The following is a 22,967-nucleotide window of genomic DNA, read 5'->3' as shown; positions in this document are numbered from 1 at the left end:
CAAAAATCCAGAAGATGGGAACACCTTAAAGTCGTGGTTACTGGATAACACAACTCGATGCTTTCATTCCTTTCCCTTGCCTGGCCTCGATAAGGACTTTTTCGCAGTCGTAGTTGCGTCAAATATCCTGAGCCAGTTGCCGTTCTGCCGGATCGTCGCTTGCGCTCAAAAACAGTCAAATAAAATTGCTACAATCGCAAAATCAATTACGCCAGACACAAGATAAATCGTCAAAAGGTGAATTTATCTTGTGGGGTTCAACTACAAAGCTAGCCAAGATTGAAGGCGTAACCAGCCAAACTATGAGGCACAAGATCGAAAGCGGTCACTACGAAAAAGTGAAGCAAACCAGTGGTGGTCACTTCCGCATATTCATTAACCAGCAGAGGAAGATATGCTATACAAGAGTGAGTTCTGGAAAGCAAAAATCCAGCATTGACACGCAAAAGCGTATCTTACTCAAAGAGCACCCTGATGCAGAATTTATCAGCGACATTGCCAGTGCTTTCAACTTTAAGCGAAAAGGACTGCAAACCATTCTGGAATCACCGGTGTGCGGAAATCCAACCCATATTGTGGTTGCCACAAAAAATCGCCTTGCCCGATCAGGATTTGAACTTATCAAGTGGCTTGTTGAATTATCGGGAGGACACATCGAGGTTTTGGATGACCCGGATAACGCCTGTGAGCCATTCGACACCCAAGAGCTTATCGGTTTCATTACCTCATTCTGCAATAGCCACTACGGGAAGCGATCTGCTAAAAGACGCAAAGGACGCAAAGGACGCAAAGAGAGTAGCATCAAAAAAGACCAGGTTTTACCCAGAGAATAAGCAAGCCTATCACGATGCCCTGATGCTCTATCGGAGGTCGTACAACCTTGCTGTTGAGCGTTTCCGCAATGATGACTATAAAGATGCCAGCGGAAAATTCATCAACATGCGACCTGCCATTAAAGCTCAAGTGAAGCAAGAGCAAAAAGGGAGCTAAAGAGGGCTTTGCAGAAATCAGTTTCAAAAGCCGCAAAGGTAGCAGGCACTCATTCTCTATTGACCGTTTGCCAAAGGGATTAAATCCCTGCGTAGAGGCTCTTGGCAAGATTCACCTGACAGAAGATGTGCCAGCAGAAGCGATTGGCAAGTCTTGTGTCATAACCTACGACAAAGGTCGCTGGTTCATTCAGGTTCAACAACATATTGAGCTAAATCCCGAAATCCAAGGGAAGGTTAGATGCGTTGGAGTTGACCCCGGTGAACACGCGGAAGGGCGTTGAGTTCCACGATATGCCCCAGTGGGCAAGAGATCGGATTATTCATTTCAACAGGGAAATTGACCGGCTGAAATGCAAAAAGGATGACATTGTTCTTGATCTGCATAACCGGCTGGCGTTCGAGCTGGTGTCGAACTACGACGTTGTATTTTTGCCAACCTTTGAGACAAGAGGTATGGTCACACGCAAAGATAAGAAGGTTCGCACCATTCGCCGTAACACCTGCCGCCAGATGCTTGACCTCAATCACTACCAATTCAAAAAGCGGCTTAAGTGGTACGCAAAAAAGTATGGAAAGCATGTGGTTGATTGCAACGAAGCCTATACATCCAAGACTCGATCATGGAGCGGGACCATTGACGAAAAATTAGGTTCTTCCAAAATTATTAAGGGTGAGGGCTTCATCGTTGATCGTGATATCAACGGTGCCAGAAATGTCTTTCTTAAGTGTTTGACAAGGTAGCTTGAACCTTAGCCATAACAGCGAGTGTTGCGCTCGTTGCGGTTTTAATCAAGAGTAAAGCCCGAAGCGCATTAACTTTATTGTTCATGTCCTCTCTCTGAATCTTGCGATCATAGAATTCTTTCTGCATCCCCATCATTTCCTTGCGATACTGACGGTTCTCTTTGGCATCAATGGCCGAATTGACCAGCCCAAAACCACGGGCAAAGCCCCCGACAAAGGCATCTGTGCTTTGGTAATTCATTTTGATTCCCTTCTGTTATTTGCCTACAGTGGTAGGGCAATGGAGGTATTTTTATGAATAATTTATATAACACTGATTATCATCAATGGCTGAGTCAGCAAGTAACCCTGTTGAAAACTCAAAACTTTAATCAGTTGGATTTAGAAAACCTGATTGAGGATTTAGAGTTGAGCATTAAGCAAGACCTTCGTGTACTGGACAGTCACTTGGTAATTCTTATACTTCATCTTCTCAAAATAGACTACCAAACCAGTGTGTTGAGAGACAGTATAGCTACTGAAAGAGTACTTAAGGGTTGGGTGGTTAGCATATGCAATGCAAGACGTGATATTGATAAATTAATAGAAAAAAATCATTGTCTTACAGCAAAAATTGAAGAGGTTTTAAGTGAGGCTTATCCTGATGCCAAAGAGAGAGCCGTTAAAGAAATGAACATCTACGCCAGTAGCGAAACGCAACGACTGAATGACAGTAGTTTCCCGCCTGAGTGTCCGTGGTCATTTGAACAGATCATGACTGAAGACTGGTATCCCCTTAATGGCGTCAATCTCTACGACAGAAGACTGGCTGCCGGGGGCTGACCATGAGTAACCTATACAATACCGATTACCACCAAAGACTGACCCAACAGCGTGAACTGCTGACCAAACGACAGTTTGACCAGCTTGACATTGACAATCTGTTGGAGGCTGTGTAGCACGAAATAGTATTACAGGCACCATGAAATGTCCAATCGGGGAAAAATGTATCCGGGTGAGATTCACGAATTTCAAAAATCCAGAAGATGGGAACACTTGAAAGTCGTGGTTACTGGATAACACTCCGACTTTCTTTTGTTCCTTTCCTTACCTCATTTCCCTACTTTGCCTCAGCCTCTGTAAGGACTTTCACGCAGTTGGTATTGCCCATTTCGGTTGCGATGGACACTGGGGTGGAGCCATCCAAAGTCGTGGTGGCATTGAGATCCACCCCGACGTGGATCAGGATTTCCACGCAATCGGTATTGCCTTTCCAGGCTGCGATAAAAAGCGGGGTGGCGCCATCCAAAGTCCTGGCGGCGTTGAGATCCGCCCCGGCGTTGATCAGGATTTCCAGGCAATCGGCATTGCCCTTCAAAGCTGCGAGGAAAAGCGGAGAGGTGCCATCCAAAGTTCTGGCAGCGTTGGGATTCGCCCCGGCGTTGATCAGGCGTTCGACGACGTCCGTGTGCCCCCTGATGGATGCCACCATTAAGGCAGTGAGACCCTTAACCATCACGGCATTGACATTGACTCCATCCGCCAGTGACCTCTCCAACTGATCCAAATCCCCGTCATAACAGGCATCATAAAATGTCCAATCGGGGAAAAATGTATCCGGGTGAGATTCATTGGTGTTCTGATTCACCACAGGCATCGGGTCTTGCCGACACATCGCACACCGGCGTGAGCCGATGGGCTGATCAAGAAAACACCTCGTAATACAGTCCAGATCGAAGCGTTGGCCACAACATTGGGTTGTGACGACCACAGGCGCTAAACTTCGGCCATGGAAGGAAGCCAGGCAAATAGGACATTGATCAGCCTTTACTATTGACGGGGAGAGGGTAGTGAGCAATGCCACCCATAAGTAGAACATCTGTGCTAGCCAATAAGTATTATGGGTTAGGTTCAAAGGGAGTATGTTAGTTCATTTGTACGGCTATCAAAGTTTGCTGCGGCTAAATAATCACGAATTTCAAAAATCCAGAAGATAGGAACACCTGAAAGTCGTATTACTGGATAACACAGCACTTTTCTTTTGTTCCCTTGCCTTGCCTCTGTTCCTTATTTTGCTCCAGCCTTCATCAGTGCTATCGCAGACTCGTTATTGCCCTTCAGGATTGCGATGGACAGCGGGGTGGCGCCATCACTGGTTCTGGCAGCGTTGAGATTCGCCCCGGCTTTGATCAGGACTTCCAGGCAGCCGGAGTTATTTTCCTGGGCAGCGAGGAACAGCGGGGTGGAACCATCCGGCAAGGCGGCGTTGAGATCCGCCCCATTTTTGATCAGGAGTTTCGTGCAGCCTCTATTGCCCTTAAAGGCCGCGATGAGAAGCAGCGTGTTGCCATCCCTAAACCGGGTGTTGAGATCTGCCTCGTCTTTGATCAAGAGTTCCACACACTTGACATAGCTTTTTGAAACAGCGAGGAACAGTGGGGTGGCGCCATCCGAAGTCTTGGGGATGTTGCGATCTGCCCCGGCCTTGAGCAGGCGTTTCACGCAGTCGGTATTGGCACTATCAGTAGCAAAGTACAGTGGGGTGAGGCCCAAAACCGTTCGGGCGTTGATATCGGCCCTGGCCTTGAGCAGGCGTTTCAGGCAGTTGGTTCTGCCAAGCTGGGCAGCTATCATCAGCGCGGTGGCGCCGTCCTCAGTCCGGGCGGTATTGACGTCCGCCCCGGCCTTGATCAGGCGGCCGACGATCACTTCATCCCCCTCACTGGTTGCCAACATCAAGGGAGTTTTCTTATTCATGACGGCATTGACATTGACGCCTTCTGCCAACGCCCTAAACACATCTCTCCGGTTCCCGTATTCACAGGCCCGGTAAAACATCAGATTGGGGAAAAATTTAGCCTGGTGATATTCACCAGTGTTCAAATTCATCACAGGGAACGGGTCTCCCCGGCAATACGCGCACTGGCGGCGGTCTATGGCTACTTCAAGAAATAACTGCGTAATACAGTCCACATGGTAGCGGTGGCCACATTGGGTTTGAAATACAGGATTGACGGTCACAGCCGTCACATCGCGACCATGGAAATCTTCCAAACAAATAGGACAGGCATCGTTCGTCGACGTTACGTCAGTTCCCACGGGGAAAGGGGAGTGAGTAATGGCATCCACAAGTAAAACCTCCTCGTTATTTTATTCAATGAGTTATCCACATAAGTCTTGGACACCAAAAAAGTACGATAATTCAGTTTTATGGCTAATAAATTTGCTGTGACTAAATAATCTCGCATTGCAAAACACAGAAGCAGGGAATACCTGAAAGCTGTGTTTACCGGGAAACACAACGCCTTTCTTTTGTTCCCTTCCTTGCTTCAGTTCCCTACTTTGCTCCAGCCTTGATCAGGGCTTTCGCGCAGTCGGTGTTGCCTTTCCGGGTTGCGATGGACAGCGGGGTAGTGCCAAGATCAGTCCGGCTGTTGAGGTTTGCCCCGGCGTTGATCAGTAGTTTCAAGCAGTCGGTATTGCCATTCTGAGCAGCGATAAACAATGCGGTGGCGTCATTCGTGTTGGCGGCGTCGAGATCCGCGTGAGCATTGATCAGGAGTTTCACGCAGTCGGTATTGCCCAACTGGGCAGCGACCATCAGTGCGGTGGCGCCAGTCACAGTTCGTGCGTTGATATTTGCGCTGCCTTCGATCAGGGCTTTCAAACAGTCAGTATTACCATTCTGGGCTGTTATGAACAGCGGGCTGACGTCACGCGGCGTGGCGGCGTTGATATCCGCCCCAGCGCTGATCAGGAGTTTCGCGCAGTCGGTATTGCCCTCTTGGGCAGCAATCCACAACGCAGTGGCGCCACCCTTAGACCTGGTGTTGAGATCCGCTTTGGCTCCGATCAGGGCTTTCAAGCAGTTGGTGTTATTTTTCTGGGCAGCCTGGAGCAGCGGAGTGCCGCCATCCTCAGACCGAGCCGCGTTAAGGTCCGCCCCGGCCTTGATCAGGCGTCCGACGACGTCTATGTGTCCGCCAATGGATGCCAACATCAAGGCAGTGAAGCCTTCATTCATAGCAGCATTGACATTGACGCCTTCTGCCAGTGACCTCTCCACCTGATCCAAATCTCCATTACAACAGGCATCATAAAATGTCCTATCGGGGAAAAATGTATCCGGGTGAGATTCACTGGTGTTCTGATTCACCACAGGCATCGGGTCTTGCCGACACATCGCGCACCGGCGTGAGCCGATGGGCTGATCAGCAAAACACCTCGATATACAGTCCAGATCGAAGCGTTGGCCACAACATTGGGTTTTGACGACCACAGGCGCTTCACTTCGACCATGGAACTCAGCCAGACAAACAGGACATTGATCAGCCTTTACTGTTGTCGGGGAGAGGGCAGTGAGCAATGCCATCCATAAGTAAAACATCTGTGCTAGCCGATAAGTAGTACGGGTTAGGTGCAAAGAAAGTATGGTAGTTCATTTATATGGCTATCAAAGCTTGCTCTGGCAAAATAATTACACATTGCAAAACTCGGGAGATGGGAACACCTGAGAGCTGTGTTTACTGGACAATATAACGCCTTTCTTCTGTTTCTTTCACTGCCTCTGTTCCCTACTCTGCCCCGGCGTTGACCAAGAGTTCCATACAGTCGGTATTGCCCTTCTGGGCTGCTGCGGAGAGCGGTGTGGCGCCATCCGAAGTCCGGCAGATGTTGAGATTTGCCCCGGCGTTGACCAAGAGCTTCACGCATTCGGTATTGCCCAACTCGGCAGCGATTAACAGTGGAGTGGCGCCATCCAAAGTCCTGGTGGCGTTGAGATTCGCCTCGGCTTCGATCAGTGCTTTCACGCATTCGGTATTGCCTATCGCAGCAGCGGCAAACAACGGGGTGACGCCATTTGGCAAGGCAGCGTTGAGATCCGCCCCGGCGTTGATCAGGAGTTGTATGCAGTCGGTGTTGTTTTCCTGGATAGCCATGAACAGTGCGGTGGCGCCATTCTTCTTACACCGGGCGTTGAGATCCGTCCCGTCCTTGATCAGGGCTTTCACGCAATCGGTATTGCCCAACTGTACTGCCATGGACAGCGGGGTGGCGCCATCCATAGTTCGGGCGGCGTTGAGATCCGCCCCGGCGTTGATCAGGAGTTTCACGCAGTCGATGTTATTTTCTTGTACAGCGATGAACAGCGGGGTGGCGCCATTCCTATTCCGGGCGTTGAGATCTGCTTCGGCTTCGATCAGGATTGCCACGCAATCGGTATTACCCTTCCGGGCTGCAATGTATAGCGGGGTGGTGCCATCCGCAGTCGCGGGGGTGTTGGGGTTCGCCCCGGCTTTGATCAGGATTTTCAGGCAGCCGGTATTGCCCGTCAGGGCCGCGATGAACAGCGGGGTGGTGCCATCTTCATTCCGAGCTACGTTGACGTCTGCCCCGGCGTTGATCAGGCGTTCAACGATGTCCATGTGCCCCTTGCTGGATGCCAACATGAAGGCAGTGAAGCCATCATTCATAGCAGCATTGACATTGACGCCTTCTGCCAGTGACCTCTCCACTTGATCCAAATCTCCATCACAACAGGCATCATAAAATGTCCGATCGGGGAAAAATGTATCGGGGTGAGATTCACTGGTGTTCTGATTCACCACAGGCACCGGGTCTTGCCGACACATCGCGCACCGGCGTGAGCCGATGGGCTGATTAAAAAAACACCTCGATATACAGTCCAGATCGAAGCGTTGGCGACAACATTGGGTTTTGACGACCACAGGCGCTTCACTTCGACCATGGAAGTCAGCCAGACAAATAGGACATTGATCAGCCTTTACTGCTGACGGGGAGAGGGTAGTGAGCAATGCCACCCATAAGTAAAACATCTGTGTTGGTCAATAAGTAGCTTGGGTTAGATACAAAAAAAGTATGGTAGTTCATTTGTATGACTATCACAGTTTGCTGTGACCAAATAATCATGAATATCAAAAAACACGAAGATGGGAACACTTGAAAGCTGTTTTTACTGGATAGCAAAATGCCTTTCTTTTGTTTCCTTCCTTTCTTTGGTCGCAGTAAGGGCTTCCACGCAGTCGGTATGGCCCAAGCTGGTTGCGATGGACAGTGGGGTGGCGCCATCCGAAGTCCTGGCGGCGTTGAGATCCGCCTCGGCGTTGACCAGTGCTTTCACACATACGGTATTGCCTTTCTCAGCAGCGGCGAGCAACGGGGTGGCACCATCCGAAGTCCTGGCGGCGTTGAGATCCGCCCCGGCGTTGATCAGGATTTTCATGCAATCGGTATGGCCTTTCCAAGCTGCGAAGAAAAGCGGGGTGGCGCCATTCGAGGTCATGGCGGCGTTGACGTTTGCTCCGGCGTTGATAAGGCGTTCAACGACGTCCGTGTGCCCTCCGGAGGATGCCAACATCAAGGATGTGAAATCATCGGTCATAACGGCATTGACATTGACTCCTTCTGCCAGTGACTTCTCCACCTGATCCAAATCCCCGTCATAACAGGCATCATAAAAGGTCTGATTGGGGAAAAATGTATCCGGGTACGATTCACCGGTATGCCAATGCAAAACAGGGAGCGGGTTTTGTCGGCAATACCCGCACTGGCGAGAGCCTGTGGGCTGAATAACAAATTGCCTCGTAATGCAGTCCAGATGGTAGAAGTGGCGACATCGGGTGATGACGAACACAGTCTCTCTACTACGGCTATGGTAGCGGTAGCAATCCAGACAAATTTCAAGTAGATCGGCCTTCAGTGTCCATGAGAAGAGGGCAGCGATCAATGTGACCTTTAGGTAGAACATCTGTACTAGCCAATAAGCAGCGCAGTTTAGGTCCAAAGTAATCATGATAGTTTATTTGTATGGCTATCAAAGTTTGCTGTGACTAAATAATCACGAATTTCAAAAACTCAGCAGATGGGAACTCCTTAAAGCCGTGTTACAGGATAATGCAGTACCCTTCATTTGTTCTCTTCGGAGTCTTGGCCTTGATAAGGGCCAATGCGCAGTCGATGTTGTCCATCTCGATTGCGATAGACAGCGGGGTGGCGCCATCCGAAGTTCTGGCGGCGTTGAGATCCGCCCCGGCGTTGATCAGGGTTTCCACGCAATTGGTATTGCCTTTCAAAGCTGCGATGAAAAGCGGGGTGGCGCCATCCGAAGTCCTGGCGGCGTTGACATTCGCCCCGCAGTTGATCAGGGTTTCGACGCAATCGGTATTGCCTTTTAAAGCTGCGATGAAAAGCGGGGTGGCGCCATCCGAAGTTCTGGCGGCGTTGAGATCCGCCCCATGTTTGATCAGGAGTTCCATGGTGCCCTTACAGGCTGCAATGAGTAGCAGCGTGTTGCCATCCCTGAACCGGGTGTTGAGATCTGCCTCGTCTTTGATCAAGAGTTCCACGCACTCGACATAGCTTCTCGAAACAGCGATGGACAGAGGGGTGGCGCCATCCGAAGTCTTGGGGATGTTGCGATCTGCCCCGGCATTGAGCAGGAGTTTCGCGCACCCGGTTCTGCCTTTCTCAGCAGCAAAGTACAGTGGAGTGGCGCCCGTCACATTTCGGGCGTTGACATTCGCCCTGGCCTTGAGCAGAAGTTTCACGCAGTTGGTCCTGCCCCGCTGGGCAGCTACCATCAGCGCGGTGGCGCCGTCCTCAGTCCGGGCGGTATTGACGTCCGCCCCGGCCTTGAGCAGGTGGTCGACGATCACTTCATCCCCCTCATTGGATGCCAAGATCAAGGGAGTATCCTTATTCATGACGGCATTGACATTGACTCCTTCTGCCAGCGCCCTGGACACCTGTTCCCGGTTCCCGTTTGAACAGGCATAATAAAACCTCAGATTGGGGAAAAATTTAACCTGGTGAGATTCACCGGTGTTCAAATTCATCACAGGGAACGGGTCTCCCCGGCAATACGCGCACTGGCGGCGGTCTATGGCTACTTCAAGAAATAGCTGCGTAATACAGTCCACATGGTAGCGGTGGCCACATTGGGTTTGAAATACAGGTTTGACGCTCACAGCCGTCACATCGCGACCATGGAAATCTTCCAAACAAATAGGACAGGCATCGTTCGTCGACGTTACATCAGTTCCCATGGGTAAATGAGAGTGAGTAATGGCATCCACAAGTAAAACCTCCTCGTTGTTTTATCTAATGAGTTTTAGACACAAAAAAAGTACGATAATTCAGTTTTATGGCGAATAAATTTGCTGTGACTAAATAATCACGCATTACAAAACTCGTAAGATGGGAACACCTGAAAGCTGTTTTTAGTGGATAGCAAAATGCCTTTCTTTTGTTTCCTTCCTTTCTCTGGCCTCGGTAAGGGCTTTGACGCAATCGCTATGGCTCAGCATGGTTGCGATGGACAACGGGGTGGCGCCATCTTTAGTCAGGGCGTTGAGATCAGCCCCGGCTTCGAGTAGTGCTTTCAGGCATTCGGTATTGCCTTTTTCAGCAGCGGCGAACAGTGAGGTGGCACCATCTGAAGTCGTGGCGGCGTTGAGATCTGCCCCGACGTGGATCAGGATTTCCACGCAATCGGTGAAGCCCTTCCAGGCTGCGATGAATAGCGGGGTGGCGCCATCCAAAGTCCTTGTGGCGTTGAGATCCGCCCCGGCGTGGATGAGGATTTCCAGGCAATCGGTATTGCCTTTCAAAGCTGCGATGAAAAGCGGGGTGGCGCCATCCGAAGTTCTGGCGGCGTTGAGATCTGCCCCGGCGTTGATCAGGAGTTTCACGCAGTCGGGGTTATTTTCCTGGACAGCGAAGGTCAGCGCGGTAGCACCACATGATCGGGCGGCGTTGGGGCTTGCCCCGGCGTTGATAAGGCGCTCGACAACGTCTGTATGCCCCCCATAGGATGCCATCATCAAGGCCGTGAGATCATCAGAGGTAACGGCATTGACATTGACTCCTTCTGCCAGTGACTTCTCCACCTGATCCAAATCCCCGTCATAACAGGCATCAAAAAAGGTCTGATCGGGGAAAAATGTATCCGGGAGAGATTCACTGGTGTCCAGGTTCACCACAGGCATCGGGTCTTGTCTGCACATCACGCACCGGCGTGAGCCGATGGGCTGATCAGCAAAACACCTCGATATACAGTCCAGATCGAAGCGTTGGCCACAACATTGGGTTGTCACGACCACAGGCTCTTCACTTCGGCCATGGAAGGGAGCCAGACAAACAGGACATATGTCGGCCTCCAGTGTCGTCGGGAAGAAGGCAGCGAGCAATGCCATACACAAGAAGAACATCTGTGCTAGCTAATAAGTAGTAAGGGTTAGGTTCAAAGGGAGTATGGTAGTTCATTTGTATGGCTATCACAGTTTGCTGTGGCTAAATATTCAAGCATTTCAAAAACTCAGAAGGTGGAATCACCCTAAAGCTGTGTTTGCTGGATAACACGATGCCTTTGATGTGTTCTCCTCCTCTCCTCAGTTTCCTACTTTGCCCCAGCCTTGATCAGGGCTTTCACGCAGTCGGTGTTGTCCTTCCGGGTTGCGATGGACAGCGGGGTGGCACCATCCGAAGTTCTGGCGGCGTTGAGATCCGCCCCGGCGTTGATCAGGGTTTCCACGCAATCGGTATTGCCTTTCAGGGCTGCGATGAACAGCGGGGTAATGCCATTCGGCAAGGCAGCGTTGAGATCCGCCCCGGCGGTGATCAGGAGTTGTAAGCAGTCGATGTTATTTTCATAGGCAGCCAAGAACAGTGGGGTGGTGCCATTCTTACCCCGGGCGTTGAGATCCGCCCCGGCGTTGATCAGGGCTTTCACGCAATCGGTATTGCCCATCAGCGCTGCGCTGGACAACGGGGTGGCGCCATCCTTGGCCCGGGCGGCGTTGAGATCCACCCCAGCGTTGATAAGGAGTTTCACGCAGTCGATGTTATTTTCTAGTGCAGCGGTGTACAGCGGGGTGGCGCCATTCTTATTCCAGGCGTTGAGATCTGCTTCGGCTTGGATCAGGATTTTCAGGCAGCCGGTATTGCCCTCATAGGCAGCTATGAATAGCGGGGTGGCGCCATCCGTAGTCCGGGGGGTGTTAGGGTTCGCGCCGGCTTCGATCAGGATTTTCAGGCAGCCAGTATTACCCAACAGGGCAGCGATGAGCAGCGGGGTGGTGCCATCCTCATTGCGAGCGATGTTGACGTCCGCCCCGGCATTGATCAGGCGCTCGACGACGTTCATTTGCCCATAACAGGATGCGAGCATCAAGGCGGTGAAACCATTAGTCATAACGGCATTGACATTGACGCCTTCTGCCAGTGATCTCTCCACCTGCTCCAGATCCCCGTTGGAGCAGGCGATATAAAATGTCTGATCGGGGAAAAATGTATCCGGGTGAGATTCACTGGTGTTCTGATTCATCAAAGGCATCGGGTTTTGCCGACACATCGCGCAACGGCGTGAGCCGATGGGCTGATCAACAAAACACCTCGAAACACAGTCCAGATCGAAGAGTTGGCCGCAACATCCGGTTTTGACGACCACTGGCTCTTCATTACGGTTATGGAAGTTAGCCAAACAGATAGCGCATTGATCGGCTTTTAGCGTCCATGAGTAGAGGACAGCGATCAATGTCATCCATAGGTAGAACATCTGTACTGGCCAAGAAGTCGTGCGGGTTGGGTACAAAGAAATTATGGTAGTTTATTTTTATGGCTACAAAAGTTTGCTGTGACTAAATAATCACCTATCTCAAAAGCTCAGAAGACAGGAACACTTGAAAGCCGTGGTTACAGGATAACGCAGTACCCTTCATTTGCTCTCTTTGCTGCCTCGGCCTTGGCAAGGGCTTCTGCGCAGTCGTTGTTGCCCTTCTCAGTTGCGATGGATAATGCAGTTGCGCCATCCCTATATCTGGCGGCTTTGAGATCTGCTCCAAAGTTGAGCAGGAGTTTCAGGCACTCGACATTGCCCTTCTCGGCTGCGATGAACAGTGGAGTGACACCCTCTGGCAAGGCAGTGTTGGGATTCGCACCGGCGTTGAGCAGGAGTTTCACGCACTGGGTATTGCCCTCTTGAGCTGCCATGTAGAGCGGGGTGGTGCCCTCTGAAGTCCCGGCGGCGTTGAGATCCACCCCGTGTTTGATCAGGAGTTTCACGCACCCGGTGTTATTTTCTTGGGCAGCGAGAAACAACATGTTATAACCACCGTTAGTCCGGACGTTTAAATCCGCCCCGGCTTTGATCAGGATTTCCGCGCAATCGGTTTTGCCTTTCCAGACTGCGATGGACAGTGGAGTGAAGCCATCCGAAGCTCTGGCAGTGTCAAAAGCCGCCCCTTTTTCAATCAGAAGTTGTAAACACTTGGTATTGCCCTTCAGTGCTGCGGTAAACACTGGGGTGGTGCCCCACAAGTCGGCGTTGGGGTCTGCCCCATCGGCAATCATGATTCGCACCTTTTCGGTATTGCCCTTGAGGACTTCGATGAGCAGTGGAGGGATGCTTTTGAGATCAGCCCCTTTGTCGATCAGGAGTTGCGCACACTCGGTATTGCTCTCCAGGACTGCAATAATAAGCGCGGTGGCACCATCCTCAGTTCTGGTAGCGCCGACCTTTGCCCCAGCTTTGAGCTGGCGTTCGACGACTGCGCTGTTCCCACTACAGGATCCCAGCATCAAGGCAGTGAGACCATATTTCATAACGGCATTGATATTGACCCCCTCTGCCAGTGACTTATCCACCTGATCGTAATCCCCTTGAAGACAGGCATCGTAAAACGTCTCGTCGGGGAAAAATTTATCCGGGTAAGATTTACCGATTTTCTTACCCACCACAGGCATCGGGTCTTGCCGACACATTGCGCACTCGCGTGAGCCGATAGGTTTTGTAAAATACTGACTCGTAAGACAGACCAGATGGAATGTGTGGCCACAATGGGTTAGACATTCGGTTTCGTCGGCGTCCACTGGCGTCACATCGTGGCCATGGAAATTTTCCAAACAAATAGCACAGACATCGTCCTTCGAACTTACGTCAGTACCCATGAGGAAAGGAGAGTGAGTATTGATATTCATAAGTAAAACCTCTGTGTTTTTTTAAGAAGCTATACAGATTTAGATACAAAAAAAGCACGATAGTTCAATTTTATGACTATAAAGTTTGCTGTGACTAAATAATCACCCGTCTCAAAAGCTCAGAAGATGGCAACACCTGAGAGCTGCGGTTACCGGATAAAACAACGCCTTTTTTTGCTTCCTTCCTTGCCTCAGTTCCTTACTTTGCTCCAGCCTTGATAAGGGCTTGCGCACACTCGCTATTGCCCATCTCGGTTGCGATGGACAGCGGGGTGGAGCTATCCGAAGTTCTGGCGGCGTTGAGATCCGCCCCGGCGTTGATCAGGATTTCCAAGCAACCGTGATTACCTCTGCGGGCTGCGACGTGAAGCGGGGTGGCGCCATCAGTCCTGGGGAGGTTGAGGTCTGCCTTGGCTTCGATCAGTGCTTTCACGCATTCGGTACTGCCTCTCCAGGCTGCGACGGAAAGTGGTGTGGCGCCATCCGACGTTCTGGCGACGTTGAGATCTGCCCCGGCGTTGATCAGGTGTTTCACGCAGTCGCTATTACCCAAGTAAGCAGCCATGAGCATTGCATTGGCGCCACTCGAAAGGACAGTGTTGACGTTCGCCCCGGCAATGATCAGGCGTTCGACGAGGTCTGTGTCTCCTATAGTGGATGCCAACATCAATGCCGTAAAATCATTAGTCATAGCGGCATTGACATTGACTCCTTCTGCCAGCGACCTCTCCACCTGATCCAGATCTCCAGATAAGCAGGCAAGATAAAACGTCTGATTGGGGAAAAATGTATCCGGGAGAGTTTCATTGGTGTTCTGATTCACCAAAGGCATCGGGTTTTGCCGACACGTCGCGCAACGGCGTGAGCCGATGGGCTGTTCAGAAAAACATTTCGAAATACAGTCCAGATCGAAGCGTTGGCCACAACATTGGGTTGTCACGACCACAGGCTCTTCACTTCGGCCATGGAAGGGAGCCAGACAAACAGGACATATGTCGGCCCCCAGTGTCGTCGGGAAGAAGGCAGCGAGCAACGCCATACATAAGAAGAACATCTGTGCTAGCCAAGTGAGTAGTAAGGGTTAGGTTCGAAGGGAGTATGGTAGTTCATTTGTATGGCTATCACCGTTTGCTGTGACCAAATAATCACCCATCTAAAAAGCTCAGAAGATGGGAACACCTTAAAGCCGTGTTTACAAGATAACGCAGTACCCTTCATTTGCTTTCTCGGCCTCAACAAGGGCTTCTGTGCAGTCGTTGTTGCCCTTCTCAATTGCGATGGACAATGCAGTCGCGCCATCCCTATATCTGGCGGCTTTGAGATCTGCTCCAAAGTTGAGCAGGATTTTCAGGCACTCGACATTGCCCTTCAGGGCTGCGATGAACAACGGGGTGGTACCAGTTGGTAAGGCAGTGTTGGGATTCGCACCAGCGTTGAGCAGGAGATTCACGCACTGGGTATTGCCCTCTTGAGCTGCCATGTACAGCGGGGGGTGCCATCTTTAGTCCTGGGGGTGTTGAGATCGGCCCCGTGTTTGATCAGGGTTTCCGCGCAATCGGTATTGCCTCCCCAGACTGCGGCTAACAGTGGGTTGAAGCCGTCCTGAGCCCTGGCGGTGTCGAGAGCCGCTCCGTTTTCGATCAGAATTTCTACGCACTCTTTATAGCCCTTCATGGCTGCGATTAACAGTGAGGGGGTGCCATCCAACAAGGCGGCGTTGGGATCTGCCTTGTAGCAATCAGGAGTCGCACCTTCTCGGTATTGCCCATCATGGCCGCCATGAAAAGCGGTGTGGCACCATCCTCAGTCCGGGCAAAGTTGACCTTCGCCCCGGCGTTGAGCTGGCGTTCGACGACTGCCCTGTTCCCACTGAAGGATCCCAGCATCAAGGCAGTGACACCATATTTCATAACGGCATTGATATTGACTCCGTCTGCCAGTGACTTATCCACCTGATCGTAGTCCCCTTGATAACAGGCATCGTAAAACGTCTCATCGGGGAAAAACTTATCCGGGAGAGATTCACTGGTTTTCTCTTTCTCCACAGGCATTGGGTTTTGCCGACACATTGCGCACTGGCGTGAGCCGATAGGTTTTCTAAAATATTGACTCGTAAGACAGCGCAGATGGAATGTGTGGCCACAATGGGTTAGACATTTGGTTTCGTCGGCGTCTACTGGCGCCACATCGTGGCCGTGGAAATGTTCCAAACAAATAGCACAAACATCGTCCTTCGAGCTGGCGTCAGTACCCATGGGGAAAGGGGGGGAGTGTTGATATTCATAAGCAAAACCGTGGTTACTGGATAACACAACGCCTTTCTTTCGCTGCCTTCCTTGCCTCAGTTCTCTACTTTGCTCCAGCCTTGATAAGGGCTTGCGCACACTCGGTATTGCCCATCTCTGTTGCGATGGACAGCGGGGTGGCGCCAGTCTTGGTCTGGACGTTGAGATCTGCCCCGGCGTTGATCAGGAGTTGTACGCAGTCGGTGTTACTTTCTTGGGCAGTGATGAACACTGCGGTGACCCCACGCTCAGTTCGTGCGTTGAGATCTGCCTTGGCTTCGATCAGGGCTTGCAGGCAGTCGGTTTTATTTTCCTGCGCTGCGAAGAACAGCGGGGTGGCGCCCGTCTTGGTCGGGGTGTTGAGATCCGCCCCGGCGTTGATCAGGGCTCTCACGCAATAGGTATTGCCCATCTGTGCTGCGGCGGACAACGGGGTGGCGCCATCCTCGGTCCGGGCGGCGTTGAGATCAGCCCCGGCGTTGATCAGGCGTTTCACGCAGTCGATGTTATTTTCTTGTGCAGCGGTGAACAGCGGGGTGGCGCCATTCTTAGTCCGGGTGTTGAGATCTGCTTCGGCTTCAATCAGGATTTTCAGGCAGCCGGTGTTGCCTGTTTGGGCAGCTATGAATAGCGGGGTGGCGCCATCCTCATTCCGGGCGATGTTGACGTCCGCCCCGGCGTTGATCAGGCGCTCGACGACGTTCATTTGCCCATAATAGGATGCGAACATCAAGGCGGTGAAACCATTAGTCACGACGGCATTGACATTGACGCCTTCTGCCAGTGACCTTTCCACCTGATCCAGATCCCCATTGGAGCAGGCGCTATAAAACGTCAGATCGGGGAAAAATGTATCAGGGAGAGATTCACTGGTGTTTTGATTTAACACAGGCATCGGGTTTTGCCGACACATCGCGCAACGGCGTGAGCCGATGGGCTGATCAACAAAACACCTCGAAACACAGTCCAGATCGAAGAGTTGGCCGCAACATGCGGTTTTGACGACCACAGGCACTTCATTACGGTTATGGAAGTTAGCCAGACAAATAGCACATTGATCGGCCTTTAGTGTCCATGAGGAGAGGGCAGCGATCAATGTCATCCATAGGTAGAACATCTGTACTGGCCAAGAAGTAGTGAGGGTTGGGTACAAAGAAATTATGGTAGTTTATTTTTATGGCTATAAAAGTTTGCTGTGACTAAATAATCACCTACCTCAAAAGCTCAGAAGATGGGAACACCTGAAAGCTGCGGTTACCGGATAACACAACGCCTTTTTTTCGCTCCCTTCCTTGCCTCAGTTCCCTACTTTGCTCCAGCCTTGATAAGGGCTAGCGCACACTCGGTATTGCCCATCGCGATTGCGATGGACAGTGAGGTGATGCCATCCGAAATCCGAGGGATGTTGAGATCCGCCCCGGCGTTAATCAGGAGCTTCACGCAATTGATGTTATTTTGTTGAGCAGCCATGAACAGTGCGGTGAGCCCATCCTCAGTTTGTGCGTTGAGATCCGCCTCGGCATTGATCAGGAGTTCCAAGCAGTCGGTATTGCCTTTCACAGCAGCGGCCAACAGTGGGGTGGAGCCATCCGAAGTCCGAGGGATGTTGATATCCGCCCCGGCGTTGATCAGGAGTTTTACGCAGTCGGTGTTATTTTCTTGTGCAGCCGCGAAGAGTGGTGTGGTGTCAGTCTTGGTTCGGGCGTTGAGATCCGCCCCGGCGCTGAGATCCGCCCCGGCGTTGAGATCCGCCCCGGCGTTGATCAGAAGTTTCACGCAGTCGGTATTGCCTCTCATAGCAGCGGCGAACAGTGGAGTGGCGCCATCCGAAGTCCGGGGGATGTCGAGATCCGCCCCGGCGTTGATCAGTATTTTTACGCAGTCGGTAAAGCCATACATAGCAGCCAGGAACAGCGAGGTGGTGCCATCCCCATGCCAGGCAGTGTTGACGTTTGCCCCGGAATTGATCAGGCGTTCTGCGACTTCAGTGTGCCTCCAGCGGGATGCCAACATCAAGGCAGTGAGACCATTAGTCATAACAGCATTAACATTAACGCCTTCTGCCACTGACCTCTCCACCTGACCCAGATCCCCGATAGAACAGGCAAGATAAAACCTCTGATCGGGGAAAAATGTATCCGGGTGAGATTCATTGGTGTTCTGATTCACCACAGGCATCGGGTCTTGCCGACACATCGCGCACTGTCGCGAGCCGATGGGCTGTCCAACAAAAGACTTCGAAATACAGTCCAGATCGAAGAGTTGGCCACAACATTGGGTTTTGACGACCACGGGCGCTGCACTTCGGCCATGGAAGTGAGCCAGACAAATAGGACAGTGATCAGCCTTCACTGTCCACAGGGAGAGGGTAGCGAGCAATGCAACACTTAAGTAGAGCATCTTTGTTGGCCACTAGGTCCACTAGGTGGTCCGGGTTAGGTACAAAGAAACTATGGTAGTTCATATATATGGCAATCAAAGTTTGTAGTGACTAAATAGTCACCAATTTCAAAAACTCAGAAGATGGGAACACCTGAAGGCCGTGGTTACTGGATAACACAACGTTTTTTTCCGTTCTCGCATGCCAGCATCAAAGCAGTGATACCATTATTCACAATGGCATCGACATTAATTTTTTCTGCCGATGATTGCTTCACCTGATCCAAATACCCCGCAAAACAGGCTTAAAAAGCGCTCGATCAAGAAAAAAATCATCCGCATAAGATATACCACTGACCTCATTCACCACAGGCGCTGCATCATAGCTCTCGACCATGAAAATCAACCGAGCAAACTGAAGGGAACATGAACAATAGTTGACATTTACTGTAAGCGAACGTAACTTTCAAACGACTGTTTGAAACTGTTGCTATACTTTTGCAATCTGTTTCATGAATAAATATAAGACAACCCAGAGGTACCGTTATGCCAGACTATAAGGCCCCCCTGCGCGATATCCGGTTCGTTCGTGACGAGCTCCTGGGATATCAGGAACATTACGCCAGTCTCCCCGGCGGAGAAGAAGCTAGCCCTGATATGGTAGACGCCATCCTTGAAGAAGGTGCCAAGTTCTGTGAACAGGTTCTGGCCCCTTTGAATCAGGTCGGTGATGAGCAAGGCTGCACCTGGTCCGAGGACGGTGTAAAAACACCAGACGGTTTTAAAGAGGCTTACCTGCAATACGTTGAAGGCGGCTGGCCTTCACTGTCCAGTGATCCAGAATACGGTGGCCAGGGTCTGCCTTACTCTCTGGGTCTGGTTCTCAGCGAACTGATGGGAGAAGCCAACTGGGCCTGGGGCATGTATCCCGGACTCAGTCATGGTGCCATGAATACTTTGGAAGCCCATGGTACTGAAGAACAGAAGCAAGCTTACCTGACCAAGCTGGTATCCGGTGAATGGACAGGTACCATGTGTCTGACCGAGCCTCACTGCGGTTCTGACTTGGGTATGCTGCGAACCAAAGCCGAGCCTGCCGCTGATGGTACTTATAAAATTTCAGGTACCAAGATCTTTATTTCTGCCGGTGAACACGACATGGCAGACAATATTGTCCACATCGTTCTGGCGCGTCTGCCGGGTGCTCCAAAAGGTACCAAAGGAATCTCGCTGTTTATCGTTCCCAAATATCTGCCTGGCAAGCACGGTGAGAGCAATGGCGTAAGTTGTGGTTCCATCGAGCACAAGATGGGGATTCACGGTAACGCCACCTGTGTCATGAACTTTGACGAAGCAACCGGCTTCCTGATTGGTCCGGAAAACCGTGGTCTGCACTGCATGTTCACCTTCATGAATACTGCCCGCCTGGGTACGGGTATTCAGGGCCTGTCCCACGGTGAAATCGCCTTTCAGGGTGCTCTGCGCTACGCCCGCGAACGTCTGCAAATGCGCTCCCTGAGCGGTGCCAAGAACACTGAAGGTCCGGCTGACCCAATTATTGTGCACCCTGACGTACGTCGGATGCTGCTGACCATCAAATCCTTAACCGAAGGCAATCGTGCCCTTCTTTACTACACAGCCAAGAAAGCAGATCTGCTGCACAGTCCTGATGAAGCAGTGCGTGAACAGGCTGATAAGGAACTGGGCTTCCTGACACCTATCGTCAAGGCTTTCCTGACCGAAACCGGTTTTGAGTCCGCCAACCACGCACTTCAGTGCTACGGTGGCCACGGTTATATCAGTGAATGGGGTATGGAGCAGAACGTTCGTGACTGCCGTATCTCCATGCTGTACGAAGGAACTACCGGTATCCAGGCACTGGACCTGCTGGGAAGAAAAATCTTCCAGAGCGGTGGTGAAACCATGAAGCCATTTACCAAGGAAATTCACAAGTTCTGTAAAGCTCACGCTGAAAACGAAGACCTGAAAGCCTTTGTTGAGCCACTGGCTGCCTTGAACAAGGAGTGGGGCGATCTCACCATGCAGCTGGGCCTGAAGGCGATGGAAAATCCTGATGAAGTGGGTGCGGCTTCCGTCGACTTCCTGATGTATTCCGGTTATGCGACTCTGGCTTATATGTGGGCTGATATGGCTCGCCTGGCCAAGGAGAAGCTGGCTGAAGGTACAACTGAAGAAGGCTTCTACAAAGCCAAGATTCAGACTGCACGTTTCTACTTTGAACGTATCCTGCCAAGAACACAGGCTCACAAATCTGCCATGTTGTCAGGCACAGCGAATCTGCTGGATATGGCTGAGGAAGATTTCGGTGAACTCTAATCCCGGATAAGAGTTTTCTGACAGGGGGTTGCTTCGGCAGCCCCTTTTTTTATGTCTGAACACTAGGAGCCTGACCGAGAATAGCGCCCGTCTAGGCGACCCCGTAGCGAGGACGGCAGAAAATTGAGGATGAAAATTCGGTTTTGTGAGGAGAATAGCGAGCTATTTGACGAACAAAAGCGGATTTTCAGACCAATTTGCTGCCGCCGCACGACTGCATGGATGCAGGAGCTAGAGCAACGCAGGAGCAGTTGCTGTGTAGGGCAGTCTATTCTCGGTCTAACGGGATGGTCCGCCCCTCCTAAACGGCTTCAAATGAGCCAAAATGGAGTTAACCATTTAAACAGGATTAACCGGAGCGAACCACCCATGACTATTTCAGCACTTGGTATCGATATTGGCAAGAACAACTTTCACCTAGCATTGAAGGCAGCCGTTGGTGATGCGACGTATTTTAAATCTGGTCGACACCTTGCCGCATGGTTGGGATTAGTTCCAAGACAGCATTCCACAGGCGGTAAGTCAGTCCTGCTGGGCATCAGTAAACGGGGTGATAAATACCTGCGCACATTATTGATACACGGCGCACGTTCGGTACTCCACTGCCTCAAAAATAAGGATGACCGCTGTAAAAAATGGGTTAGCCAACTTAATGAGCGCAGCAATCACAACGTTGCCGCCGTTGGTCTGGCTAATAAAATGGCTCGGATTGTCTGGGTCATCATGACCCGAAATGAAGTTTACAAGGCTGCATAATGAGGTAAAGGCGGCAGCGGCAAAGTAAAGCATAAGCTTAATCAAAGGGGAACCCCCCCGCAGATTGCGATGAGCATGTACAGTTGATGGCAAACAGGTAAAAACCGGCAACCTGAAACCTGATAGGAGTCTTGGCCCTTGAGGCCGTCGGACTGATAAGGCCAGGTTGCGCGGATACCCATCAGGGCCAGAGGGTTAGACCTCATGAATAGGCCGTATATATGATTGCAGTTATCTTTGTTTGCTAATTAACAAAACAGGCTCTTGCAAAACGGGGCGGACCATATAGGCTCCTAGGAAGTTTCATCGAGAATAACAAAACTGAGGAGGGTAACGGGAAGAGCGATTAGCATCACAATGTGTATAACCGGATTAATCAGCATTAACAGTCCGGCTGCGATCCAGATGTTTTTGACAATCTTTTTCTTGGCTCGATAAGAGCCAGTCAAGGTTCGACGATAAAAGTGACGGTTATCGGGCAGCTGATCCTGCATCCAGTCTGGCTGCCATGTGATTTTCAGCATCATGCTGATCAGGGTTATAAGATACCGCATAAACATTCCTTTGAAATATGCGCAGTTATTTAATAAAAATGCAGTCTGGTGATTTTTTTCCAGACACTGTTTTGAGTCTAATGTTTTTTGCCTAACCTCCAACGCTGGTCTATAAAAAACACGGCATTGGTCCTTTTTCAAAGTCCGTGGAGATATAAGTACCTAACCGGAGCTGTATTAGGCGAGGCGATGAGCAAGCAGAAAACACTAATAAATCCCTTATCGGGCTTTTTTAAGCAATCCATTAATTCTTTCTTACAGATATTTCTTCTTTTGATACCCTGCGGCTTGAAAGTGCAAGCGGCTGAAAATAATGAAATGAACTACGAGCTTCGGGCTCATCAGGGGCATTTGCAATGGTTAGAGCCGACAGACATTCTATTGGCTGTTGACACAGACCTTAAAAACTTGCAGATCAGGGATGAGGGCTCGCATGGGAAAGAAGAACTCGTTTCAGTCACTGCAGACACTTCTTTGCCTTATGACAGTTTTAACAAGGAGACAGATTGGGTCGATCAAATTTGGGGTCGTCCTTCCAGAGATCATCTCTACCTGGGCATGTGGACCTTTCATCTTGAGGGTGGTGATGATCAGGAAAGCAACAATAAGCTGATCGCTTTCTCCTATAAAGGCTATTACGGCGCAACTCTCATTAATACCCACTGTGACAGAGTCTGGTCTGGAGGTGTGCAGCGAACTCTGTACCAACAAAAATATGGAGCCTTTGATATAGAGGCAGGGTATCGCGCAGGGATTGTCTATGGATATAAGGAATATCTAAGCCGTGTCTTCCCTCTGGTTCAGGCCGTACTCGACATCGACTATAAGGGGTTTGGTGTTGAGTTATCCTATGCGGCGGTGGTTTTCTCTGCGGGTTTTTATTACCGTTTCTAATGCCCTGAACGTTTGCCACCCTTATCAAAAAATACCACAAATTGGAGATG

23 protein-coding genes and 1 pseudogene are annotated in these 22,967 nt (G+C 50.8%); 7 read left to right on the top strand and 17 right to left on the bottom strand.

Translation table 11 applies throughout. From position 1 onward, the window contains the following. Positions 1–248: 248 nt before the first annotated feature. The gene (locus ACOJUO_RS04785; RefSeq protein ID WP_422135595.1) at positions 249–833 is read left to right on the top strand and encodes an IS607 family transposase; all 585 of its coding nucleotides are present in this window, start codon (positions 249–251) and stop codon (positions 831–833) included. Between the two features lie 417 nt (positions 834–1,250). After that, a complete protein-coding gene (locus ACOJUO_RS04780; protein ID WP_422135594.1) occupies positions 1,251–1,733 on the top strand; it encodes a zinc ribbon domain-containing protein in 483 nt (160 codons plus the stop codon). Here the strand turns inward: ACOJUO_RS04780 and ACOJUO_RS04775 are convergent. Then, the gene (locus ACOJUO_RS04775; protein ID WP_422135593.1) at positions 1,714–1,977 is read right to left on the bottom strand and encodes a hypothetical protein; all 264 of its coding nucleotides are present in this window, start codon (positions 1,975–1,977) and stop codon (positions 1,714–1,716) included. The genes ACOJUO_RS04780 and ACOJUO_RS04775 overlap by 20 nt on opposite strands. Before the next feature lie 53 nt (positions 1,978–2,030). Between ACOJUO_RS04775 and ACOJUO_RS04770 the strand changes: the two genes are divergently transcribed. Both ACOJUO_RS04770 and ACOJUO_RS04765 read left to right on the top strand, forming a co-directional pair. After that, positions 2,031–2,558 carry a DUF29 domain-containing protein gene (locus ACOJUO_RS04770; protein ID WP_422135592.1) on the top strand — a complete coding sequence of 176 codons (528 nt, stop codon included), beginning with the start codon at positions 2,031–2,033 and terminating at the stop codon, positions 2,556–2,558. A 2-nt stretch (positions 2,559–2,560) separates the two neighbouring features. After that, the gene (locus ACOJUO_RS04765) at positions 2,561–2,674 is read left to right on the top strand and encodes a DUF29 family protein (protein WP_422139092.1); all 114 of its coding nucleotides are present in this window, start codon (positions 2,561–2,563) and stop codon (positions 2,672–2,674) included. Positions 2,675–2,835: 161 nt separating this feature from the next. Here the strand turns inward: ACOJUO_RS04765 and ACOJUO_RS04760 are convergent, their stop codons facing one another. From ACOJUO_RS04760 to ACOJUO_RS04690, 15 genes are all read right to left on the bottom strand, one after another. Next, complete coding sequence (locus ACOJUO_RS04760) at positions 2,836–3,594, bottom strand: ankyrin repeat domain-containing protein (protein WP_422139091.1); 759 nt, start codon at positions 3,592–3,594, stop codon at positions 2,836–2,838. 188 nt (positions 3,595–3,782) lie between these two features. Next, positions 3,783–4,844 carry an ankyrin repeat domain-containing protein gene (locus tag ACOJUO_RS04755; protein WP_422139090.1) on the bottom strand — a complete coding sequence of 354 codons (1,062 nt, stop codon included), beginning with the start codon at positions 4,842–4,844 and terminating at the stop codon, positions 3,783–3,785. A 208-nt stretch (positions 4,845–5,052) separates the two neighbouring features. After that, the gene (locus tag ACOJUO_RS04750; protein WP_422135589.1) at positions 5,053–6,102 is read right to left on the bottom strand and encodes an ankyrin repeat domain-containing protein; all 1,050 of its coding nucleotides are present in this window, start codon (positions 6,100–6,102) and stop codon (positions 5,053–5,055) included. 187 nt (positions 6,103–6,289) lie between these two features. Beyond that, positions 6,290–7,552, bottom strand: coding sequence for an ankyrin repeat domain-containing protein (locus ACOJUO_RS04745; protein WP_422139089.1), 1,263 nt, complete (start codon positions 7,550–7,552; stop codon positions 6,290–6,292). A gap of 137 nt (positions 7,553–7,689) precedes the next feature. Continuing rightward, the gene (locus ACOJUO_RS04740) at positions 7,690–8,484 is read right to left on the bottom strand and encodes an ankyrin repeat domain-containing protein (protein ID WP_422139088.1); all 795 of its coding nucleotides are present in this window, start codon (positions 8,482–8,484) and stop codon (positions 7,690–7,692) included. A gap of 136 nt (positions 8,485–8,620) precedes the next feature. Beyond that, the gene (locus ACOJUO_RS04735) at positions 8,621–9,811 is read right to left on the bottom strand and encodes an ankyrin repeat domain-containing protein (RefSeq protein WP_422135586.1); all 1,191 of its coding nucleotides are present in this window, start codon (positions 9,809–9,811) and stop codon (positions 8,621–8,623) included. 144 nt (positions 9,812–9,955) lie between these two features. Further along, entirely contained in the window at positions 9,956–10,945 is a 990-nt protein-coding gene (locus ACOJUO_RS04730) for an ankyrin repeat domain-containing protein (protein WP_422135585.1), read from the bottom strand. A 188-nt stretch (positions 10,946–11,133) separates the two neighbouring features. Continuing rightward, positions 11,134–12,291 carry an ankyrin repeat domain-containing protein gene (locus tag ACOJUO_RS04725; RefSeq protein WP_422135584.1) on the bottom strand — a complete coding sequence of 386 codons (1,158 nt, stop codon included), beginning with the start codon at positions 12,289–12,291 and terminating at the stop codon, positions 11,134–11,136. Between the two features lie 137 nt (positions 12,292–12,428). Next, positions 12,429–13,712, bottom strand: a complete 1,284-nt coding sequence (locus tag ACOJUO_RS04720; protein WP_422139087.1) for an ankyrin repeat domain-containing protein — start codon at positions 13,710–13,712, stop codon at positions 12,429–12,431. A gap of 199 nt (positions 13,713–13,911) precedes the next feature. Continuing rightward, the gene (locus ACOJUO_RS04715; RefSeq protein ID WP_422139086.1) at positions 13,912–14,766 is read right to left on the bottom strand and encodes an ankyrin repeat domain-containing protein; all 855 of its coding nucleotides are present in this window, start codon (positions 14,764–14,766) and stop codon (positions 13,912–13,914) included. 138 nt (positions 14,767–14,904) lie between these two features. Further along, complete coding sequence (locus tag ACOJUO_RS04710; protein WP_422139085.1) at positions 14,905–15,192, bottom strand: ankyrin repeat domain-containing protein; 288 nt, start codon at positions 15,190–15,192, stop codon at positions 14,905–14,907. Further along, positions 15,159–15,419 (bottom strand): ankyrin repeat domain-containing protein, encoded by a 261-nt coding sequence (locus ACOJUO_RS04705; RefSeq protein ID WP_422139084.1) that lies wholly within the window; start codon positions 15,417–15,419, stop codon positions 15,159–15,161. Before ACOJUO_RS04705 ends, ACOJUO_RS04710 begins: the two co-directional genes overlap by 34 nt. After that, positions 15,395–16,024 carry an ankyrin repeat domain-containing protein gene (locus ACOJUO_RS04700; protein ID WP_422135579.1) on the bottom strand — a complete coding sequence of 210 codons (630 nt, stop codon included), beginning with the start codon at positions 16,022–16,024 and terminating at the stop codon, positions 15,395–15,397. Before ACOJUO_RS04700 ends, ACOJUO_RS04705 begins: the two co-directional genes overlap by 25 nt. A 37-nt stretch (positions 16,025–16,061) precedes the next feature. Continuing rightward, positions 16,062–17,114 (bottom strand): ankyrin repeat domain-containing protein, encoded by a 1,053-nt coding sequence (locus ACOJUO_RS04695; protein ID WP_422139083.1) that lies wholly within the window; start codon positions 17,112–17,114, stop codon positions 16,062–16,064. A gap of 188 nt (positions 17,115–17,302) precedes the next feature. Further along, positions 17,303–18,397, bottom strand: a complete 1,095-nt coding sequence (locus tag ACOJUO_RS04690) for an ankyrin repeat domain-containing protein (protein ID WP_422139082.1) — start codon at positions 18,395–18,397, stop codon at positions 17,303–17,305. A gap of 525 nt (positions 18,398–18,922) precedes the next feature. Between ACOJUO_RS04690 and ACOJUO_RS04685 the strand changes: the two genes are divergently transcribed. Together ACOJUO_RS04685 and ACOJUO_RS04680 are read left to right on the top strand one after the other, a co-directional pair. After that, positions 18,923–20,713 carry an acyl-CoA dehydrogenase C-terminal domain-containing protein gene (locus tag ACOJUO_RS04685; protein ID WP_422139081.1) on the top strand — a complete coding sequence of 597 codons (1,791 nt, stop codon included), beginning with the start codon at positions 18,923–18,925 and terminating at the stop codon, positions 20,711–20,713. 420 nt (positions 20,714–21,133) lie between these two features. Next, positions 21,134–21,469, top strand: a pseudogene (locus ACOJUO_RS04680) (transposase); the annotation flags it as partial. Positions 21,470–21,762: 293 nt separating this feature from the next. Here the strand turns inward: ACOJUO_RS04680 and ACOJUO_RS04675 are convergent. Continuing rightward, positions 21,763–22,023 (bottom strand): hypothetical protein, encoded by a 261-nt coding sequence (locus tag ACOJUO_RS04675; protein WP_422139080.1) that lies wholly within the window; start codon positions 22,021–22,023, stop codon positions 21,763–21,765. 318 nt (positions 22,024–22,341) lie between these two features. Here ACOJUO_RS04675 and ACOJUO_RS04670 point away from each other — a divergent pair, with 318 nt between their 5' ends. Continuing rightward, on the top strand, positions 22,342–22,917 hold the full coding sequence (locus ACOJUO_RS04670; protein WP_422135574.1) for a hypothetical protein: 576 nt from the start codon (positions 22,342–22,344) through the stop codon (positions 22,915–22,917). Positions 22,918–22,967: the final 50 nt, after the last annotated feature.

The organism is Endozoicomonas sp. ALC020 (assembly GCF_049275935.1).
Taxonomy (GTDB): domain Bacteria; phylum Pseudomonadota; class Gammaproteobacteria; order Pseudomonadales; family Endozoicomonadaceae; genus Endozoicomonas_A.
Note: the sequence above shows the minus strand (reverse complement) of the source record. Positions and strands in the feature narration are given on the sequence as shown.

Excerpts from the sequence above, each read along its gene's own strand:
- ACOJUO_RS04710 (WP_422139085.1), bottom strand. The coding sequence starts at position 15,192 with ATGGCAGCTCAAGAGGGCAATACCCAGTGCGTGAATCTCCTGCTCAAC.
- ACOJUO_RS04750 (WP_422135589.1), bottom strand. The coding sequence starts at position 6,102 with ATGTTTTACTTATGGATGGCATTGCTCACTGCCCTCTCCCCGACAACA.
- ACOJUO_RS04670 (WP_422135574.1), top strand. The coding sequence starts at position 22,342 with ATGAACTACGAGCTTCGGGCTCATCAGGGGCATTTGCAATGGTTAGAG.
- ACOJUO_RS04730 (WP_422135585.1), bottom strand. The coding sequence starts at position 10,945 with ATGTTCTTCTTGTGTATGGCATTGCTCGCTGCCTTCTTCCCGACGACA.
- ACOJUO_RS04765 (WP_422139092.1), top strand. The coding sequence starts at position 2,561 with ATGAGTAACCTATACAATACCGATTACCACCAAAGACTGACCCAACAG.
- ACOJUO_RS04745 (WP_422139089.1), bottom strand. The coding sequence starts at position 7,552 with ATGTTTTACTTATGGGTGGCATTGCTCACTACCCTCTCCCCGTCAGCA.
- ACOJUO_RS04695 (WP_422139083.1), bottom strand. The coding sequence starts at position 17,114 with ATGTTCTACCTATGGATGACATTGATCGCTGCCCTCTCCTCATGGACA.
- ACOJUO_RS04760 (WP_422139091.1), bottom strand. The coding sequence starts at position 3,594 with ATGTTCTACTTATGGGTGGCATTGCTCACTACCCTCTCCCCGTCAATA.
- ACOJUO_RS04690 (WP_422139082.1), bottom strand. The coding sequence starts at position 18,397 with ATGCTCTACTTAAGTGTTGCATTGCTCGCTACCCTCTCCCTGTGGACA.
- ACOJUO_RS04720 (WP_422139087.1), bottom strand. The coding sequence starts at position 13,712 with ATGAATATCAATACTCACTCTCCTTTCCTCATGGGTACTGACGTAAGT.
- ACOJUO_RS04685 (WP_422139081.1), top strand. The coding sequence starts at position 18,923 with ATGCCAGACTATAAGGCCCCCCTGCGCGATATCCGGTTCGTTCGTGAC.
- ACOJUO_RS04775 (WP_422135593.1), bottom strand. The coding sequence starts at position 1,977 with ATGAATTACCAAAGCACAGATGCCTTTGTCGGGGGCTTTGCCCGTGGT.
- ACOJUO_RS04675 (WP_422139080.1), bottom strand. The coding sequence starts at position 22,023 with ATGCGGTATCTTATAACCCTGATCAGCATGATGCTGAAAATCACATGG.
- ACOJUO_RS04770 (WP_422135592.1), top strand. The coding sequence starts at position 2,031 with ATGAATAATTTATATAACACTGATTATCATCAATGGCTGAGTCAGCAA.
- ACOJUO_RS04715 (WP_422139086.1), bottom strand. The coding sequence starts at position 14,766 with ATGTTCTTCTTATGTATGGCGTTGCTCGCTGCCTTCTTCCCGACGACA.
- ACOJUO_RS04740 (WP_422139088.1), bottom strand. The coding sequence starts at position 8,484 with ATGTTCTACCTAAAGGTCACATTGATCGCTGCCCTCTTCTCATGGACA.
- ACOJUO_RS04725 (WP_422135584.1), bottom strand. The coding sequence starts at position 12,291 with ATGTTCTACCTATGGATGACATTGATCGCTGTCCTCTACTCATGGACG.